We start from the raw sequence: 17,090 nt of genomic DNA, 5'->3' as shown, positions 1-17,090 counted from the left end.
ATCGAGACGACTTTGCACGATTTAGGGGATACTGTGAGCCAAACCACCGCCAACCAGCCATCTGATACCAACCAACCCATGCCGCTACAACTGTTTGACACCCTAAGCGGACAAAAACGCCCGTTTGTGCCGCGTGAGGCGGGCAAGGTCGGCATGTACGTGTGTGGCATGACAGTGTATGACTATTGCCATATCGGGCATGCGCGGGTTATGGTTGCGTTTGATGTCATCGTGCGTTGGCTGGCTGCCATCGGCTATACAGTCACTTACGTGCGTAACATCACGGACATTGATGACAAAATCATCGACCGCGCACAGCAAAATGGCGAAACCATCGGTGAATTGACCACGCGGTTTATCGCTGCCATGCACGAGGATGCCGACGCACTTGGCTGCTTGCGCCCAACGCTTGAGCCACGCGCCACCGACTATATCGATGCCATGCAAGCCTTGATTGGCACGCTTGCCGACAAAGGCTTTGCTTATCAAGGTAAAGACGGCGATGTGTACTACGCGGTAGACAAATTTCCCGACTATGGCAAGCTGTCCAAGCGCAAACTCAGTGATTTACAAACAGGGGCGCGTATTGCTACCGCCGATGACAAACGCGCGCCGTATGACTTTGTACTGTGGAAAGCCGCCAAACCCGACGAGCCGCATTGGGCATCGACATGGGGGGCAGGCCGACCAGGTTGGCACATTGAATGCTCTGCCATGAGCGGTTGCTGCTTGGGCGCAACGTTTGATATTCACGGCGGTGGGCATGACCTACAATTTCCCCACCATGAAAACGAAATCGCCCAATCTGAAGGCGCGACAGGGCAGACTTACGCCAACAACTGGCTGCACGTCGGTTTTGTCAATGTTGATGGTGAAAAAATGTCCAAATCGTTGAACAATTTTTTCACCATTCGTGACGTGCTGGCACGCTTTCACCCCGAAACACTGCGCTTGTTCATTTTAGCCAGCCATTACCGCAGCCCCATTAACTTTTCTGATACCGCTTTGCAAGAGGCGCACGCCAGTTTGACGCGGTTATACCAAGCCTTGCACAACGCTGAACAGCTAACCACCAGTACAGCCAGCCTGCAAGCGTCATCATCTGTCAATACATTTGAGGCGCAGTTTAGCCGCGCGATGTGCGATGACTTTAACACCTCTGAGGCATTGGGCGTGCTATTTAGCCTAGCGCGTGAGGTCAATAAAGCGTGCCAAAACCACGACAGCGCGCAAGCTGCGGCATTGGCAAATCAGCTCAAAACGTTGGCAGCGCCGCTGAATATCTTGCAGCGCGCGCCACAAGAATTCTTGCAAGCCGCGATTGGTGAGGCAGGGCTATCTGAGGCTGATATTGTGCAAGCCATTGCCGAGCGCCAAGCCGCCAAAGCTGCCAAAGACTACGCGCGCGCCGACCAAATCCGCCAAGACTTACACGCGCAAGGCATTGAATTGGCGGATGGCAAGGATGGCACGACATGGCGCAGAATTTGATGATCTCACATTAGACGTTTTGGTCAAATTGTTGGAGCAAAAACGCCAACGCCGCTTGATAGCCCTGCGCGCCCAAACCACAAATCACCGCCAATGCCTTGTCGCTAAAATACGAATGGTGGCGAAACGGCTCACGGCGGTGAATGTTCGACAAATGCACCTCTACAAACGGCTTATCAACTGCCAGTAATGCGTCACGCAGCGCGACTGACGTGTGGGTAAACGCGGCAGGGTTGATAATCACCGCGTCAATCAAGGCGTCGCGCTCAGCAAGCAAACCGTGGTGCTGAATGCTGTCAATCAGTACCGCCTCGCTGTTAGATTGCACAAACGTCACACGCGCACCTGCCGCATCGGCTTGTTGGCGTAAGTCCGCCTCAATATCCGCGAGCGTCTGCGTACCGTAAATTTTTGGCTCACGTTTGCCCAGTAAGTTGAGGTTTGCCCCATTGATAACCAAAACATGCTTGCTCATGGTTGCCCTTATCCTCAAAATTGATGTTTAGAATTGATTTGCGCCAATCGTGCCACACGCACCGCATCCAACGCATGCCCAATCGCTGCACCTGTCAGATTGGGTGCGATATCTGCCATGCTGACACACTCGACTGCGGCTAATTGCGCATCTAATGCCATTTGCTGGCGTGCCATGTGCCATAAATTCACAATTTGTAATGCCTGCCGTAAGCCATCGGAATTTTTGGGCGCATTGAAACGCTTGAATAACGCCAACCGATCCGCTGCGGTCAAGCTGTCAAAGTTTAACAAATATTGCCATTGGCTTAGCAGCAGCATGGCAAACTGCCGATAGGCTTTGGGCAGTTTTAAGCCTTGCGCAAATTGCTCAAAGCGTTGCGCGGCAAAATCTGTCGCCTGTGTAACACTGGGTGTTAAAAAAATCAGCGATACAATCGCCAAACCTGCCACCGTGTCAATGTCGGTGTGATAGCGCGTTTGCTGGTAAAGCCGAAACGCTGCTGCAAGCGTTTGCCAATCGCCGCGCGCCTGTGCCTGCGTCAAAGCAGCGGCAAAATCGGGCATGATATCTACCAACACCCCCAAGTCCTGCAAACGCGTGAAAAACGTATCAGCGCGCGCCTCGCGCAATGCCTTGTGCGTCTCAAGCCATACCCGCTCGGCAACCAAATGCGCCAATTCACCTGTCGCCTGCATGGTTTGCACCAGTGCACGCGTGTCTTCAGCAACTGTAAACCCTAACGCGTCAAAGCGCGCACCAAATCGCGCCAAGCGCAGCACACGCACGGGATCTTCGGTGAATGCCGCTGATACATGGCGCAGCTGGCGTGCTGCCAAATCCGCTTGCCCACCGTATGGGTCGATCACCGTGTGGTCTGTAATCGTGCTATCAAACAAACCTGTAACGGGCAATGCCATCGCGTTGATGGTCAAATCACGGCGCTGTAAATCCTGCGCTAGCGTCACCGTTGGGTCAGCATACACATGAAAGCCCAAATAACCATGCCCAAACTTGCGTTCGGTGCGTGCCAGCGCGTATTCTTCGTGGGTATCGGGATGCAAAAACACGGGAAAATCTGCACCCACTTGGCTAAAGCCGAGCGCGGTCAAATCTTCGGGTAGTGCGCCGACCACGACAAAATCACGCTCATGGTTCGTCACACCCAGCAAGCGGTCACGCACCGCCCCACCAACCAAATACACCTGCATGAGCCGATTTCCTTTTGGCTTGTAAATACAGCGTCATAAATTTTATATAAAAATGGGTCAGCGTAGTACAAACCGCTAACCCCTATTGACACACGATTTTTTAAATTTTTTTAAGAATTTTTAAAATAAAAAATACTTAAAATGTTTTTGTCGCTTGCTGCGCTTGTGTAACAGCAACAGCAGTCATATTGACGATACGGCGCGCAGTTGCTGATGTTGTCAAAATATGCACAGGACGGCTAGCACCCAGCAAAATCGGCCCAACCGTCACACTGTTGGTCGCAGTTTTTAGCAAGTTAAAGGCGATGTTTGCCGCGTCTAAATCAGGCATGATCAGCAAGTTTGCCGAGCCTGTCAGCGTGGTAAAGTCGTAGTTGGCTTTACGGATACGCTCATCGAGCGCGGTATCGCCGTGCATTTCGCCATCAAATTCAAAATCCACATCCATCTTAGTGAGGATTTCACGCGCACGGCGCATTTTGCGCGCGCTTTCGGTGTCCATCGAGCCAAAATTTGAATGCGACAGTAATGCCACACGCGGTGTAATGCCAAAGTTACGCACCGCTTGTGCTGCCAAGATTGTCATTTCTGCCAGCTGCTCAGGTGTTGGGTTTTCTTGCACATAGGTGTCAGCGATGAACAGGTTGCGCCCCTGAATGAGCAAGGCATTTAGCGCGTAAAAATCTTTGACATGCTCTGCTTTATCAATGACTTGCTGCACATAGCGTAAGTGCAAGTGGTATGACCCAAATGTACCGCAAATCATGCCGTCTGCCGCGCCCAATTCAACCAACAACGCGCCAATCAATGAGGTTTTGCGGCGCACATCACGGCGCGCAAGCTCGACGGTGACGCCACGGCGTTGATTTTTTTGGTAATAAAATTGCCAGTAGTCTTTGTAGCGTGGGTCGCTTTCAGGATTGACCAGTTCAAAATCCGTGCCTGCCGTCAAGCGCAAGCCCAATAGCTTGATTTGTCGCTCAACAATGGTAGGTCGCCCGACCAAAATTGGTTTTGCCAAGCCTTCATCAACCACCACTTGCACCGCGCGTAGTACGTTTTCGTCCTCGCCTTCACAGTATACGATACGTTTAGGGTCTTTTTGCGCTTTGGCAAAAATCGGCTTCATCAAAAACGCTGAATTATAAACAAACTCAGACAATTGTTGGCGATAGGCGCGCATATCATGAATGGGTAGGGTGGCAACACCTGTGTCCATCGCAGCTTTGGCAACAGCAGGTGCAATTTCAATGATCAAGTTTGGCTCAAGTGGGCCTGGGATCAGATAATCACGCCCAAAGCGTTTGCTTTCATCAATTGCTTTTTGTCCAGCAGCAGGGGTTGCCTCAACGTGTGCCATCGCAGCAATCGCGCGCACGCATGCAATTTTCATGTCTTCATTGACCGTGGTCGCGCCCACATCAAGCGCACCGCGGAAAATATACGGAAAGCACAGCGCGTTATTGACTTGGTTGGGGTAGTCTGAGCGCCCTGTGGCAATGATGACATCAGGACGCGCAGCTTTGGCATCTTCAGGCAAAATCTCAGGGTTTGGGTTTGCCAAGGCAAAAATAATTGGGTTATCCGCCATTTGCTTGACCATGTCGGGTGTGAGCATACCTGCTGCCGACAGACCCAAGAACATATCTGCACCTGCCATCACGTCTGCTAAAACTTTAGCATCGGTATCGCGCGCGTAACGCTGCTTGGATTCATCCAAATTGGTGCGACTGGTCGAAATGATACCTTTAGAATCCGCCACCACAATGTGATCTTTGTTTACCCCCAATGCACAAATCAAATCCAAACAAGAAATCGCTGCCGCACCTGCACCCGAGCACACCACACGAATGTCTTCTATTTTTTTGCCATTAATCAGTAGCGCGTTTAGCAATGCTGCGCCAACGATAATCGCCGTGCCGTGTTGGTCGTCATGAAACACAGGGATGTTCATGCGTTTACGCAATTCGCGTTCGATATAAAAACACTCAGGGGCTTTGATATCCTCAAGGTTGATCCCGCCAAAGGTTGGCTCAAGCGCAGCAACCGCCTCGATGAATTTATCGGGGTCATTTTGCGCCACCTCGATGTCAAACACATCAATGCCAGCAAATTTTTTAAACAATACGCCTTTGCCTTCCATGACAGGCTTGGATGCCAGCGGCCCGATGTTGCCAAGTCCTAGCACCGCTGTACCGTTGGTCACCACACCAACCAAATTGTTACGCGCGGTATACAGCGCGGCTTTTTTGGGGTCTTTTTCAATCTCTAGGCACGGAATTGCCACCCCTGGTGAGTATGCCAACGCCAAATCGCGTTGGTTTGCCAAAGCTTTGGTCGGGGTGACTGAGATTTTGCCAGGGCGACCGTTGGCGTGATAGTGGAGCGCGGCTTGTTCAAACTGTTCCTTTTCTGACGCGGTGGGCGCGGTTTTGGTCTGTTCCATGGGGCTTCCTGATGATGTTAAGGTATCCAAAGGTAATTTTGCTTGTGATTATCGGCTTAGTATCAGCTTTATAACGTCAGCAAATACGCGATTGATCTTGTATAACAAAAATAAATGGTCGCGTTTGTTGTATTCTAACACCAATTTTTCCGCTGTAAATAGGTGAAAATGACTGTCGGGATGATGGTTTTACTGACCATTGGCTAAGGTATGGGTTTTTAGCAATTGTTGGTTGGCAAAAACTTTTATTTGACCGCTACTATTTGACCGCTACCTGAATGTAAGCAAACAAACTAAGACGAACAACTGACACAAATTTCTGCTGCATCGGGTGCAGGTGGTTGCGTATCTTCGGGGCGGGCAAGGGGTGAGACGGTGTATGGTGTGGCAAGCACATCAAATAGCCGCGCCACCTCGTCCATATCGCCTTGTTCGGCGCGTTCAATCGCCGCTTGCGCCATGCTGTTACGTAGTACATACACAGGATTATACTGCGCAATTTGCGCCGCGTCGGGGCTGAGCGCGCGATAATCGGCTTGCCATGCCCTCCATGCCGCCAACCCATCAGGTGTTGCTGCCAGCTCGTTGTTTAAGGTTGCTAGCAGTGCCTGTTCATGCAAGCCTGCCTCATCGCTTGCGATCGCCAATAATGCGCGCAGGCTGTTGGTATAATCCAAGCGATGTTGCTGCATGATGTCCAAATAACGCAATGCCACCGCCGCGTTGGCTGCGCTGACAGGCAAGCCGAATTTTTGGCACAAACCGCGCTCATACGCGGCATAAAAACGCTCGCCAAAGCTGTCTAAAATATCGGTCAAAACCTCGCGGCTTAAGTCCTCACGCGCGTGTTGTTCACTAAGTGCCAACCCATCAAGGCGTAAAAAATGGGTAATCAAGCGTGATAAGTTCCACAGGGCGATCGATGGCTGATTTTGATAAACATAACGCGCGTTGTAATCTGAATGGTTGTTAATCCACATTGGGTTGAAGCGCTCCATCATGCCAAATGGACCAAAATCCAACGTCGCGCCTGTGATGGATAAATTATCGGTATTCATCACGCCATGGGCAAAACCGACCAGCTGCCACGCCGCTAGCGTCTGTGCGGTGGCATCCACCACCGCTTGCAAAAACGCTGTGATAGGTGTATTTATTGCCAAGCACTCGTCAAAATAAGTCGCAATGACATAGCGCGTAAACGGCAACAGCAAATCAGGTGCGAATGCAGCAATCCATTCAACATGCCCAAAGCGTATGTGGCTATCAGCCGTACGCAACAACGCCGCACCACGCTCCAGCCGCTCGCGGCGCACGGGTGTGTCGCTGATGACAAACCCCAGTGCATTGCTTGCGCGAATACCCAACGCATTGAGCGCGTGCCCAGCCAAATATTCACGCACCACGCTGCGAATCACCGCGCGTCCATCACCCATGCGCGAATACGGCGTGAGTCCTGCGCCTTTAAGGTGTAAATCCGTCAAACGCCCATCGGTGTCCAACACCTGCGCCATCAACAAGCCGCGCCCGTCGCCCAATTGCCCTGCCCATTGCCCAAACTGATGCCCTGCATACGCCATCGCCAGTGGTGCAAAGCCGTTTGGCACAATCTTGCCACCAATGATGGCGACCCAATTGGTCATCAAAAAATCATCATCCAACCAACCCAACCTAGCGGCTAGCTTACGATTAAAATGCCCTGCTTGCGGATTGGCAAGCGCGGTTGGCGGCTGCTTATGGTAGAGCCGCGCATCTAAGGTTGCGTAGGTATTATGAAAACGTAACATGGGCAATTCTCATGATGGTGGCAAAACTAAGCAAACTGCTGCTGACAAATAACAATAAAATCCTTGGCAAAATGGCGCAAATCACTATCGGCGCGTGTCGCAATCCACGTCACATGTTTGCCAAACAGCTGGGTGGGGATTTTTACCAGCCCACGCGCATTGGGTGCATACGCCATCTCGGCAATCGTACCCACCCCCATGCCAAGCGCAACATACGTGCTAATCACATCGGCATCCAGTGCTGTCAAAACAATATTGGGCTGCAAACCTGCGCGCGCAAACGCCGCATCAATCGCCCCACGCCCCGTAAAGCCGCCGTGATAGGTGATCAGCGGATACTGCGCCAAAGTAGCGATATCCACGCTGTCTTGCGCCGCCAACGCATGACCCTCAGGCACGATGATGTGATGATACCAGTCATAATAGCGCGTGCATTGCAAATTGTCTTTGGTTAAAAGTGACTCGGTAGCAATGCCGATATCCGCTTGCCCTTGTGCCACCATATGTGCAATGGACTCAGGATCAGCTTGGCTTAAAATCAAGCGCACATTGGGGTAACGCTCGCGAAACCGCTTGACCACCCACGGCAGCACGTAGCGTGCTTGCGTGTGCGTCGTGGCAATCGCCAATTCACCTGTATCGGGATTTTGAAAATCCAGCGTCAAATTTTCAATTGTACGAATTTCAACAAAAATTTTTTCAATATGTGGCAACAACTGCTCACCAATCGGCGATAGCCCAACCAAGCGTTTACCTTGACGAATAAACACATCGGCTTTAAGCTGATTTTCTAGCGCGGCGATGTGTTTGCTGAGGCTTGATTGGCTGGTGTGCAGCACCTTGGCGGCTTGGCTGAGGTTATAATCGTTGATGACCGTTTGCCATACCGTCTCTAGCTGTTTAAGCTGAATTTGTAAATGCCGCTGATTGATAACCACCTGAATCGCCATAGGTTTCCTTACTTGAGTGCAAAAAGTTTAACTATAAAAGATTTACAAACAAAATCGCTTGTCTAAAATAGCCTAAGTAAATGTTAAAACCGTCATGCCAAATTTCCACAAATTTAAAAAAGCACCGATTTTAAAGCAAACCTACAGTATAGCACAGCCATGCGCAAAATTTGTGCTTGTACCGTGTGGCAAACAGGTTACAATAGCACAATTTTTGCTTGACTTTATACGCCATCAGCGCGTTTGATTCTCAACGATTTGACAAATTTAGGTACTTTGCATGGCACGCCAATCCGCTTCCCCTAAACGCCAAACCTCATGGCAGCAGGCACTTTTAGCATATGCTGATAAACGCGCAGGTATCATGGCGTTGCTGGGTTTTTCGGCAGGTATCCCGATTTTGCTGATTTTCTCTAGCCTATCGCTGTGGCTGCGTGAGGCAGGGGTGGATCGTAGCACGGTGACGATGTTTAGCTGGGCGGCGTTGGGCTATTCGTTTAAGTTTATTTGGGCGCCGCTGATTGATGCGCTGCCGTTGCCTGTTTTGACGCGTACGTTGGGGCGGCGGCGTGGTTGGCTGTTGGTGGCGCAGTTGATGATTATTGGCGCGATTTTGTGGATGGCAAGCGTCAATCCTGCCAACGGGACGCAGCTGTTTGCCATGGCGGTGGGCGCAGTGTGGCTTGGGTTTTCATCGGCAACGCAAGATATCGTGATTGATGCGTACCGCATTGAGCTTGCCGATACCCAAATGCAGTCTGTACTCTCGGCAACTTACAACGCAGGCTATCGTATTGGCATGATTGTTGCAGGTGCAGGGGCGTTGTTCTTGGCAGAGTACTTTGGCTCGGTCAAAGACGCGTATATTTATGAAGCGTGGCGCAATACATACTGGGTGATGGCAGCGGTGATGGGCGTGGGCGTGGCGACAACGCTGATGATCCGCGAGCCTGCGGTCAATCGTGCGCCGCCTGAGCGTCCTGTTGGTGATTATGCGCGGTTGGTGTTGGTGTTTGTGTGCGCAGTGTCGGTGTTTGTCGCTTGTTTTGCAGGTTTGGGCAAGCTGTTGCCTGAAGTAGAAGGTGTATTAGCCGGGTTTTTGCTAGAAGCGATCACGCTCGTTGCGTCGCTGGCAGCGGCATTGGGTGTCGGTACAGCACTGGTGCATGCAGGCGTGGTGCAAAAACAAGTCGCCGTCACCACGTGGGTTGAGCCGATTTTAGACTTTTTTCGTCGCTATGGCAAAAGCGCATTTTTGCTGCTACTGTTGATTGGTTTGTACCGTATTTCGGACATCGTAGCAGGCGTGATTTCCAACGTGTTTTATGAAGACATGGGCTTTAGCAAGTCTGAGATCGCCACAGCGGTCAAGCTATATGGCGTGATTATGGTGATTATTGGCGGCTTTGTTGGCGGTATCGTCGCGCAGCGTTTTCGCATTATGCAAGCGATGATGATTGGCGGTGTATTGGCATGTATGACCAATTTGATGTTTGTGTGGTTGGCAAGCGTTGGGCATAATTCATTGGTGATGTATCTAGCGGTCATCATGGACAACCTTGCCTCGGGGCTAGCAGGCGCGGTGTTTATCGCGTTTTTGTCATCCTTGACCAGTATTCGCTTTACCGCCGTGCAATATGCGATTTTTAGCTCGCTGATGACGCTAATTCCCAAGGTGTTGGGTGGCTATTCAGGCACGATTGTTGATAACATGGGCTATGCGTGGTTTTTTACCTTTACCACGTTGTTGGGCTTGCCAATTTTGGCGTTGATTTATTGGGTGGATAAGACCGTTATGGCAAAGCCTAATGACACAGCGGTGGTCAAGTAATTTTTTAAAATAAAAATAGCCTAAGTAAATGCAAAATTCAATCACCATTAAACAACTGCTTGCCGAAAGCAGCCCCGTTGATCGGCACACGCGGCAGCAATGGCTTTTACATTGTCTCAACCAGCCGTTGGGTTACTTAATCAGCCACGGCGATGACACGCTTAGTGATAAGGTGTTGGCAAACTATCGCGCAGGGTTGGCCCAACTTGCCCAAGATATACCCTTGGCGTATGTCATTGGTAAACAAGCGTTTTGGCGGCATGAATTTTTGGTCAATGAACACACGTTGATCCCACGCCCCGACAGCGAACGACTGGTGGAAACCGTGCTTGATGTGCTAAATAACCCCAAAAATAGCCTAAGCAAAAATCACACGAACCAACCAAAACAGCTGTTAGACTTAGGCACGGGTAGCGGTTGTTTGGCGATCAGTCTGGCGTTAGAATTGCCCGATTGGCAGGTTACCGCTGTCGATATTTCTACCGACGCGTTACAAGTTGCCCAACAAAACGTGACGGCATTACAGGTCAATAACGTCACCTTGCGACAGGGCAGTTGGTTTGCATCGTTTGCTGCCATGCCGTCGCCGCCGCAATTTGAGGTGATCATCAGCAATCCGCCATACATCGCAGCCGATGACACACACCTAGCGCAACTACACGCTGAGCCGCTGCGTGCTTTGGTGGCAGCCGATAATGGTTTGGTAGATATTGCCCATATCATCGAGCACAGCCGCGCATTTTTGGTGGCGCATGGGTTATTGGCGTTTGAGCATGGTTACCAACAGGGTGGGGCAGTGCGCAAGTTATTGGCAGAGGCAGGCTTTGATGCGATTCAAACCGTGCGCGATTATGGTGGCAATGAGCGCGTGACGTTTGGTTTTGCCTAAACGACTAATAAGCAAATAGATCGCTTATTGCTCGCTAATTTTTTATAAAATAGCCTAGGTAAATTTAAAAATCTTATGAATTCCACAACAAAAAATAATTTTTTAAACCAAACGCTCAGTGACGATGAGCTCATGCGCTATGCTCGCCAAATCCTGTTAGATGAGTGGGATATTGAGGCACAACAACGCTTGAAAAACAGTAGCGTGTTGATCATCGGTGTTGGTGGGTTGGGCTGTCCGTTGGCAGAAACCTTGGCACGGGCAGGAGTTGGGCAGATTACCTTGCTTGATGATGATACGGTAGATATCAGTAACTTACAACGCCAGAGCCTGTTTTTACCCAACAATGTCGGGCAGCCCAAAGCCTTGGTTGGGCAAGCGCGTTTGCAAACTATCAACGAGTTTTGTCAAGTTGATGCGCATTATACCCGTTTAAATGCGAGCAATGCCGATGTCATTTTAACTCAGTTTATCCAAAATAGCCTAAGTAAATTAATTTGCGACTGCACAGACAATTTCAGCATACGCAATGATCTTAACCGCTTGGCTGTCAAGTATCAATTACCCTTGCTTAGCGCATCAGCAATCGCCCAGCAAGGGCAGTTAGCACTGTATGAAGCTTATTTGGGCACAGGCTGTTATCAGTGTGTCTTCCCTGAAACGGGCACACAGGATGACACGCGCAACTGCGCGACTAGCGGCGTACTTGCCAGTACGACACAAATCATGGCAAACCTACAAGCACAAGCTGCTTTGACATTTTTGGGATTAAACAAAAACCCAATCGCAAATCAGTTATTGTTGTGGCAAGGGCAGAGCATGAATTTACGCAAGTTACGTTATCAGCAAGATCCACAATGCCTAGTTTGCGCGCAGACGGATCGCATTTTTTAGCTCAAACGAAATATGCTAAAATACCTTAGCATCTATTTTAACTGACCAAAACGCTATGAATTTTATTAAAAAATCGCTTAATGTTGCACAGCGTATCGGGCAAACTGCCAATGTTGCTGCCAAGACAGGTTTGCACCTTGCGCGTGGCGAAAAAATGAGCCCTCAGCTATTGCGCCAAAGTTTTGAGCAGTTGGGTACCACGTATATCAAAATCGGGCAGTTTATTGCCAGTACGCCATCATTGTTTCCGCGTGAATACGTTGAGGCGTTTCAAGGCTGTCTAGACCAGACCACGCCATTGCTATATGACTATATCGAAGGCGTATTGCGCACTGAGCTTGAACGCGATGGGCAAACACTAGATGATATTTTTGCCAGTATTGATAAGATACCGCTGGCTTCGGCATCAATTGCGCAAGTACACGCTGCTGTGCTAAAAAATGGTGATCAGGTTGTGCTTAAAGTACAAAAGCCCGATGTTGCTACCACGATTGATACCGATTTGGGCGTATTGTACGGCGCAAGTAAGCTGCTTGAGGCACTCACGCCGTCATTAAAATTTGCCAGTCTTGCGCCAATTATTGATGAAATTCGTTTGCGTATGCTGGCAGAAACCGATTTTATCGAAGAAGCACAAAATATTGATGAGTTTCAAGAATTTTTGCAGCATACCGACAATCAGCGTGTGGTCGCGCCGCGTGTGTATCACGAGCTATCTACCCAAAAGGTACTCACCATGCAGCGATTGTATGGCGTGTCAATGATTGATGAAACCGCCATGCGCCGCTATTGCGCCAACCCTGCGGATGTGATGGCGACAACCTTGAACACATGGTTTGCAAGCCTTATGCTGTGCAACAGTTTTCATGCCGATTTGCACGCAGGCAATCTCATGCTGCTTGAGGATGGGCGAATTGGGTTTATTGATTTTGGTATTGTTGGACGGCTCAAGCCTGAGGCATGGCAGGCGTGTGTGGGTATGATGACAAGCTTTGCCGCAGAAGACTATCGCAGCATGGCAAAACACATGATTGAGATGGGTATGACCCACGAGGCGATCGCGGTTGATGTGGACACGCTGGCGGCAGATTTGCGCCGTGTGATGAAACAGATTTTGGCAGAAGATAGCTTGTTTATCGGCAAAACCATCGACCAGCACGACCCAACGCAGCTCAAAGATCATGCTGAAGAAATTAATCAAATGCTGCTTGAGATGGTGGAGGTGGGCAAGCGGCATGGTATTCATTTTCCACGCGATTTTGCGTTACTCACCAAACAGATGTTGTACTTTGATCGTTTTATGAAAGTACTTGCCCCTGAGATGGATATGTTTCAAGATGCGCGCATTCAGATGACCCAACGCTAACGCTATTGTAATTGCTGGCGGTGGTAGTCGCGTTGCCATTCGCTGATGGCAATGAGGTGTTGGCGATGGGTTTGTACGGCAAGTAGATCGCGTTTGGGCAGCGTTTTGCTTTGCTCCTCTAATGCTTGAATCATTAAATTTAGTAAAATCTCGTTGATCATCACCGTCAAGTCATCAACCGATCGCGCTTCTAAATCAGCCGCAAAGTTCAACCAATGCGGCACTAGCTGGCGTTGCTGCTCGGGCGGTAAGCCTGCCAAAATAAAATACGCCTTGGCATCGGTACGCTCACTGGTGGTGAGTGTGTCGTCGTTGTAAATTTCAGCAAGATTGGATTGGGCTTGTTGTACACGTGCAATTAACCGCAGCAAGTCATCATCGGCGATGTTTTGCCAAGTCAAATAATGGTGTTGATAGTGCAAAAATAACAACCGATCGATAACACTTGGGTTTTGCTGCAGGCGTACATATAAATCATGGTGATCGTGTCGGTAGGTAGGCAAAAACGTTAGTTTGGCAAAAAGCCGATGGGCATTGGGTGAGGTAGATTTTTTTGCCAAACGCGGTGGTAAAACAAATGCCCGATACGCGCGGCTGTCTTGATAAATTTGGGTCAGCAGCGTTTGGTTAAGGGCACCATCGACGTTTGCGCCCAGCAATTCGGGATGATACAAAAAACACAGCTGAAGTTGGATTTGTGCGGTGACTTTACTGGCAAAGTTAATCAGGGCATCTTGGGCTTGTCGCGCCTGTTGTCGCCGACCAAGTCCCAACCGTGTGCGGATGTCCTCACGCAACAGCCAACCATAGCTGCCTTTAGGTAGTTTTTGGGTCAGCGTACTAACTTGGCGTAAAATCCTGCTGCGATCTTCGGCACTGGTAATGTCATAGCGACGGCTTAAAATTGAGAACAAATATTGTGACAGCGGCACAGCTTGGCGGATTTGCTCGCGCATTGCCTCGGCGCCATGCGCTTTAACAAAGCTGTCGGGGTCATGCTGGTCAGGCAGGGTCAAAAATCGTAGCTCTTTACCATCGCTAAGCGCGGGCAAGCCGTTTTCCATGGCACGCCATGCTGCTTTTTGTCCAGCTTCATCACCGTCAAAACTCAACGTCAAAACAGGGTTAAGCTGCAACAATCGCTCGATTTGTGGTGTACCAATCGCTGTGCCCATACTGGCGACCGCGCCATACACGCCTGCCTGATACAGGCTGATGACATCCATATAGCCTTCAACCACCAACCAGTCGCTGGCTTTTGCCGTGCGTGCCTCATACAAGCCGTATAACAAATGCTGCTTGTGAAATACAGGCGAATCGCTAGAGTTGATGTACTTGGGCTTGTCATTATCCGACAGCGCGCGTCCTGCAAAACCTACCACTTGTCCTTGATAATCGCGAATTGGAAAAATCACCCGGTGACGCAGCAGGGTATAATCATTGCCAGTTTTGTCAGACTGGCGCACCAGTCCCAACGCGCGCAAGCCCTCAATGTCACGCGCAAACGCCTGTTCTAAGTGGTGCCAATCGGATGGCGCATAGCCAAGCGCGAACGTGGCGATGGTATCGTCAGTCACGCCGCGGTTTTTAAAATACTGCTGAGCGATTGGGCTTTGTTGTAGCGCATGCTGATAAAACTGACAAACGGCTTGCAGCAGTTGATACAAATTGCCTTGCGTGTCTGCCTCATTGCTCGCAGTGGGATTGGTAGGCGCAAAATTTGCTGCCGTGTCCTGAGGCAAAAACGGTATATCATCACCATGATTACTCACGGACGCATGCCAATCGGGTGGTAAACTTGGTGATGGGCTAGGTAGGTTTTGGGGTGGACTTGTGCTGGCTACAGGCACGGGCACGATGGGCTTACGCTGATATGATACGTCTTTGGGCTTGTCTTTGGGCAGCTCAATACCTGTTTGGCGCGACAATTCTTGCAACGCCTCGCCTGCGGTTAGGTTTTCATATTCTTTTAAAAAGGTTAAGGCATTGCCTTTGGCACCGCAGCCAAAACAGTTGTAGAGATTTTTTTGGGGATTGACAAAAAACGACGGGGATTTTTCGCCATGAAATGGACAGCAGCCTTTATACTCTTTGCCTGAGCGTTTTAGTTCGACATGCTTGCCGATGATCTGCACGATATCGGCATTGGCAAGGATTTGCTCGATGATGGCATTGCTCATAGTGACTGGGCGGCTGGTGGCTTAATAACTGCAAAAAGTAGTGGGCGGTATTTTTTAACCAAAAGTTTGGCTCAAACGATATTGAGAAGACAAAAAAGCCGCGCGTCTGGGTAGTTACAAACGCGCCAGGGTATATCGTTAAGCTTAATCTAGAAAAATCTAAATGGGGCTGTGTTCGGTCTTTAGCAAGTTTTATTTGACAGGGCTGGTATTATCAGGCGGCAAACCTAAACCAAAATTGATGTTATCCAATGGATTGGGTGCCACTGGTTCGGCTTCTTGCGCAGGTGTATTGGGCAAGTTGGTATTGGGCGTGGCGGTTGGTGCATTGGGCGCAACGTCAGCATTGGCAAGTCGTAAGCTTGCTGCTTGTTGGATAGCGGCTTGTTGCTGAAGTGAAGGCTGGATAACTTGAGTTTTGGTGGCAGTTTTGGTGGCATCTGGTTGGACGGTAGATAGGTCGCGGTTGGTTGCGCTTTGCCCAAGTAGGCCCAATGTGGCTTTATTCAGCCAGCTTGAGCCTGTCCGCGCGTCTTCTAGGCGTACGTTACCGTTACGGTCAAGTAGCTGTGGGTAGTTGATGGCAAGTAGCTGCTGGTATTGCCGTGCGGTGTCAGTCATGCCCAGTTGTTGGTAGCTGTAGGCAAGGGTCGCGATGGCTTCAGGAGTTGCCTCACTTTGCGGATAATATTGAAACACCCACTTGGCACGATTGGCAGATGCCACGTAGGCTTTGCGCTTGATATACCAACGCGCAATGTTCATCTCGTGCTCGGCAAAAAGATTGTACATATAGCGCAGACGCAGCGCGGCATCAGGGGCGTATTGGCTGTTGGGGTAGCGCGCAATCAGCTCTTGCAAATTAGCAAATGCCACACGGTAGTAACCCATGTCTTGATGGGCAGGGTTTAGGTTGGTGTATTTAGAAAATCCATCATTGGCAACCTGCATGTTTGCCACGCCGCGTACATAATAAGCGTACGCAATTTGTGGATTGCTTGGGTAGGACTGAATAAAACGCTCGGCACTTGCCACCGCATCTAGGTAATCGCCATGCTGAAATTCGGCATACATTTGGTCAAGCAAGGCTTGTTCGGCGTATTCGCCTGCAGGATAAAAGGTGCGCAAGTCCTTGAGTGTCGCAGTGGCGCGCGCGTAGCTGCCTTTAGCGATGTAGTTTTGCGCCTCACTGTAGTAGCCTTGTTGGGTAGTGCGCGCTTGGGTGGCTGAGATGTCATCTTTTTTGCCCTTGCCAAACACACCTTTGACTGTCTGACAACCCGTTGTGGCAACCGAACACGCCAGCACTAATGCTAACAAGCGCACTGAGATGACATTAACTTGACCTAATCGCATGGCGACACCCTCTTGATGGGCGCGTTTTGCTCGCGCCGTATAGCTATAAAAAATCTGTAACAACCGCAAAAATTTATCAATCAAAAATTCTGCTAAGTCTAGCATATTTTGGCGGCGTGGCTGTAGTGAAATTTGAACCACCAAAACGCTTGGCTTGTATCATGCTATAATGCAAAGTCAATTTTTAGCCAAATAAAGTTTTTAGCCAAGTAACCCA

12 protein-coding genes are annotated in these 17,090 nt (G+C 49.8%); 5 read left to right on the top strand and 7 right to left on the bottom strand.

Annotated elements, in window-relative coordinates; translation table 11 throughout:
* Positions 1-78 precede the first annotated feature (78 nt).
* Positions 79-1,491 (top strand): cysteine--tRNA ligase, encoded by a 1,413-nt coding sequence (gene cysS, locus MA2_RS01230; protein ID WP_067055426.1) that lies wholly within the window; start codon positions 79-81, stop codon positions 1,489-1,491.
* A 10-nt stretch (positions 1,492-1,501) separates the two neighbouring features.
* Here cysS and aroQ read toward each other — a convergent pair whose 3' ends face one another.
* The 5 genes from aroQ to MA2_RS01205 form a co-directional block, all read right to left on the bottom strand.
* A complete protein-coding gene (gene aroQ, locus MA2_RS01225; RefSeq protein ID WP_079352155.1) occupies positions 1,502-1,966 on the bottom strand; it encodes a type II 3-dehydroquinate dehydratase in 465 nt (154 codons plus the stop codon).
* Positions 1,967-1,980: 14 nt separating this feature from the next.
* Positions 1,981-3,177 (bottom strand): tRNA nucleotidyltransferase/poly(A) polymerase-related protein, encoded by a 1,197-nt coding sequence (locus MA2_RS01220; RefSeq protein ID WP_067055213.1) that lies wholly within the window; start codon positions 3,175-3,177, stop codon positions 1,981-1,983.
* A gap of 136 nt (positions 3,178-3,313) precedes the next feature.
* A complete protein-coding gene (locus MA2_RS01215; protein WP_067055210.1) occupies positions 3,314-5,623 on the bottom strand; it encodes an NADP-dependent malic enzyme in 2,310 nt (769 codons plus the stop codon).
* Positions 5,624-5,916: 293 nt separating this feature from the next.
* Positions 5,917-7,407: a protein adenylyltransferase SelO gene (locus MA2_RS01210; protein ID WP_067055208.1), complete on the bottom strand. Its 1,491-nt coding sequence runs from the start codon at positions 7,405-7,407 to the stop codon at positions 5,917-5,919.
* Positions 7,408-7,433: 26 nt separating this feature from the next.
* Positions 7,434-8,357 (bottom strand): LysR substrate-binding domain-containing protein, encoded by a 924-nt coding sequence (locus MA2_RS01205; protein ID WP_067055205.1) that lies wholly within the window; start codon positions 8,355-8,357, stop codon positions 7,434-7,436.
* 280 nt (positions 8,358-8,637) lie between these two features.
* Here MA2_RS01205 and MA2_RS01200 point away from each other — a divergent pair, with 280 nt between their 5' ends.
* From MA2_RS01200 to MA2_RS01185, 4 genes are all read left to right on the top strand, one after another.
* Positions 8,638-10,188, top strand: coding sequence for an AmpG family muropeptide MFS transporter (locus tag MA2_RS01200; RefSeq protein ID WP_067055202.1), 1,551 nt, complete (start codon positions 8,638-8,640; stop codon positions 10,186-10,188).
* A gap of 28 nt (positions 10,189-10,216) precedes the next feature.
* On the top strand, positions 10,217-11,077 hold the full coding sequence (gene prmC / locus MA2_RS01195) for a peptide chain release factor N(5)-glutamine methyltransferase (protein WP_067055199.1): 861 nt from the start codon (positions 10,217-10,219) through the stop codon (positions 11,075-11,077).
* A gap of 75 nt (positions 11,078-11,152) precedes the next feature.
* Positions 11,153-11,971 carry a HesA/MoeB/ThiF family protein gene (locus tag MA2_RS01190; RefSeq protein ID WP_067055197.1) on the top strand — a complete coding sequence of 273 codons (819 nt, stop codon included), beginning with the start codon at positions 11,153-11,155 and terminating at the stop codon, positions 11,969-11,971.
* Positions 11,972-12,026: 55 nt separating this feature from the next.
* Positions 12,027-13,337: an ABC1 kinase family protein gene (locus tag MA2_RS01185; protein WP_067055194.1), complete on the top strand. Its 1,311-nt coding sequence runs from the start codon at positions 12,027-12,029 to the stop codon at positions 13,335-13,337.
* A 2-nt stretch (positions 13,338-13,339) separates the two neighbouring features.
* Here MA2_RS01185 and MA2_RS01180 read toward each other — a convergent pair whose 3' ends face one another.
* Positions 13,340-15,517 carry a DNA primase gene (locus MA2_RS01180; protein WP_067055191.1) on the bottom strand — a complete coding sequence of 726 codons (2,178 nt, stop codon included), beginning with the start codon at positions 15,515-15,517 and terminating at the stop codon, positions 13,340-13,342.
* 192 nt (positions 15,518-15,709) lie between these two features.
* On the bottom strand, positions 15,710-17,014 hold the full coding sequence (locus MA2_RS01175) for an outer membrane protein assembly factor BamD (protein WP_067055188.1): 1,305 nt from the start codon (positions 17,012-17,014) through the stop codon (positions 15,710-15,712).
* Positions 17,015-17,090 lie beyond the last annotated feature (76 nt).

It is taken from the genome of Moraxella atlantae NBRC 14588 (assembly GCF_001591265.1).
In the GTDB taxonomy this organism is placed as follows: domain Bacteria; phylum Pseudomonadota; class Gammaproteobacteria; order Pseudomonadales; family Moraxellaceae; genus Faucicola; species Faucicola atlantae.
This window is presented reverse-complemented; position numbering and strand designations above follow the sequence as displayed.

Excerpts from the sequence above, each read along its gene's own strand:
- cysS (WP_067055426.1), top strand. The coding sequence starts at position 79 with ATGCCGCTACAACTGTTTGACACCCTAAGCGGACAAAAACGCCCGTTT.
- aroQ (WP_079352155.1), bottom strand. The coding sequence starts at position 1,966 with ATGAGCAAGCATGTTTTGGTTATCAATGGGGCAAACCTCAACTTACTG.
- MA2_RS01220 (WP_067055213.1), bottom strand. The coding sequence starts at position 3,177 with ATGCAGGTGTATTTGGTTGGTGGGGCGGTGCGTGACCGCTTGCTGGGT.
- MA2_RS01215 (WP_067055210.1), bottom strand. The coding sequence starts at position 5,623 with ATGGAACAGACCAAAACCGCGCCCACCGCGTCAGAAAAGGAACAGTTT.
- MA2_RS01210 (WP_067055208.1), bottom strand. The coding sequence starts at position 7,407 with ATGTTACGTTTTCATAATACCTACGCAACCTTAGATGCGCGGCTCTAC.
- MA2_RS01205 (WP_067055205.1), bottom strand. The coding sequence starts at position 8,357 with ATGGCGATTCAGGTGGTTATCAATCAGCGGCATTTACAAATTCAGCTT.
- MA2_RS01200 (WP_067055202.1), top strand. The coding sequence starts at position 8,638 with ATGGCACGCCAATCCGCTTCCCCTAAACGCCAAACCTCATGGCAGCAG.
- prmC (WP_067055199.1), top strand. The coding sequence starts at position 10,217 with ATGCAAAATTCAATCACCATTAAACAACTGCTTGCCGAAAGCAGCCCC.
- MA2_RS01190 (WP_067055197.1), top strand. The coding sequence starts at position 11,153 with ATGAATTCCACAACAAAAAATAATTTTTTAAACCAAACGCTCAGTGAC.
- MA2_RS01185 (WP_067055194.1), top strand. The coding sequence starts at position 12,027 with ATGAATTTTATTAAAAAATCGCTTAATGTTGCACAGCGTATCGGGCAA.
- MA2_RS01180 (WP_067055191.1), bottom strand. The coding sequence starts at position 15,517 with ATGAGCAATGCCATCATCGAGCAAATCCTTGCCAATGCCGATATCGTG.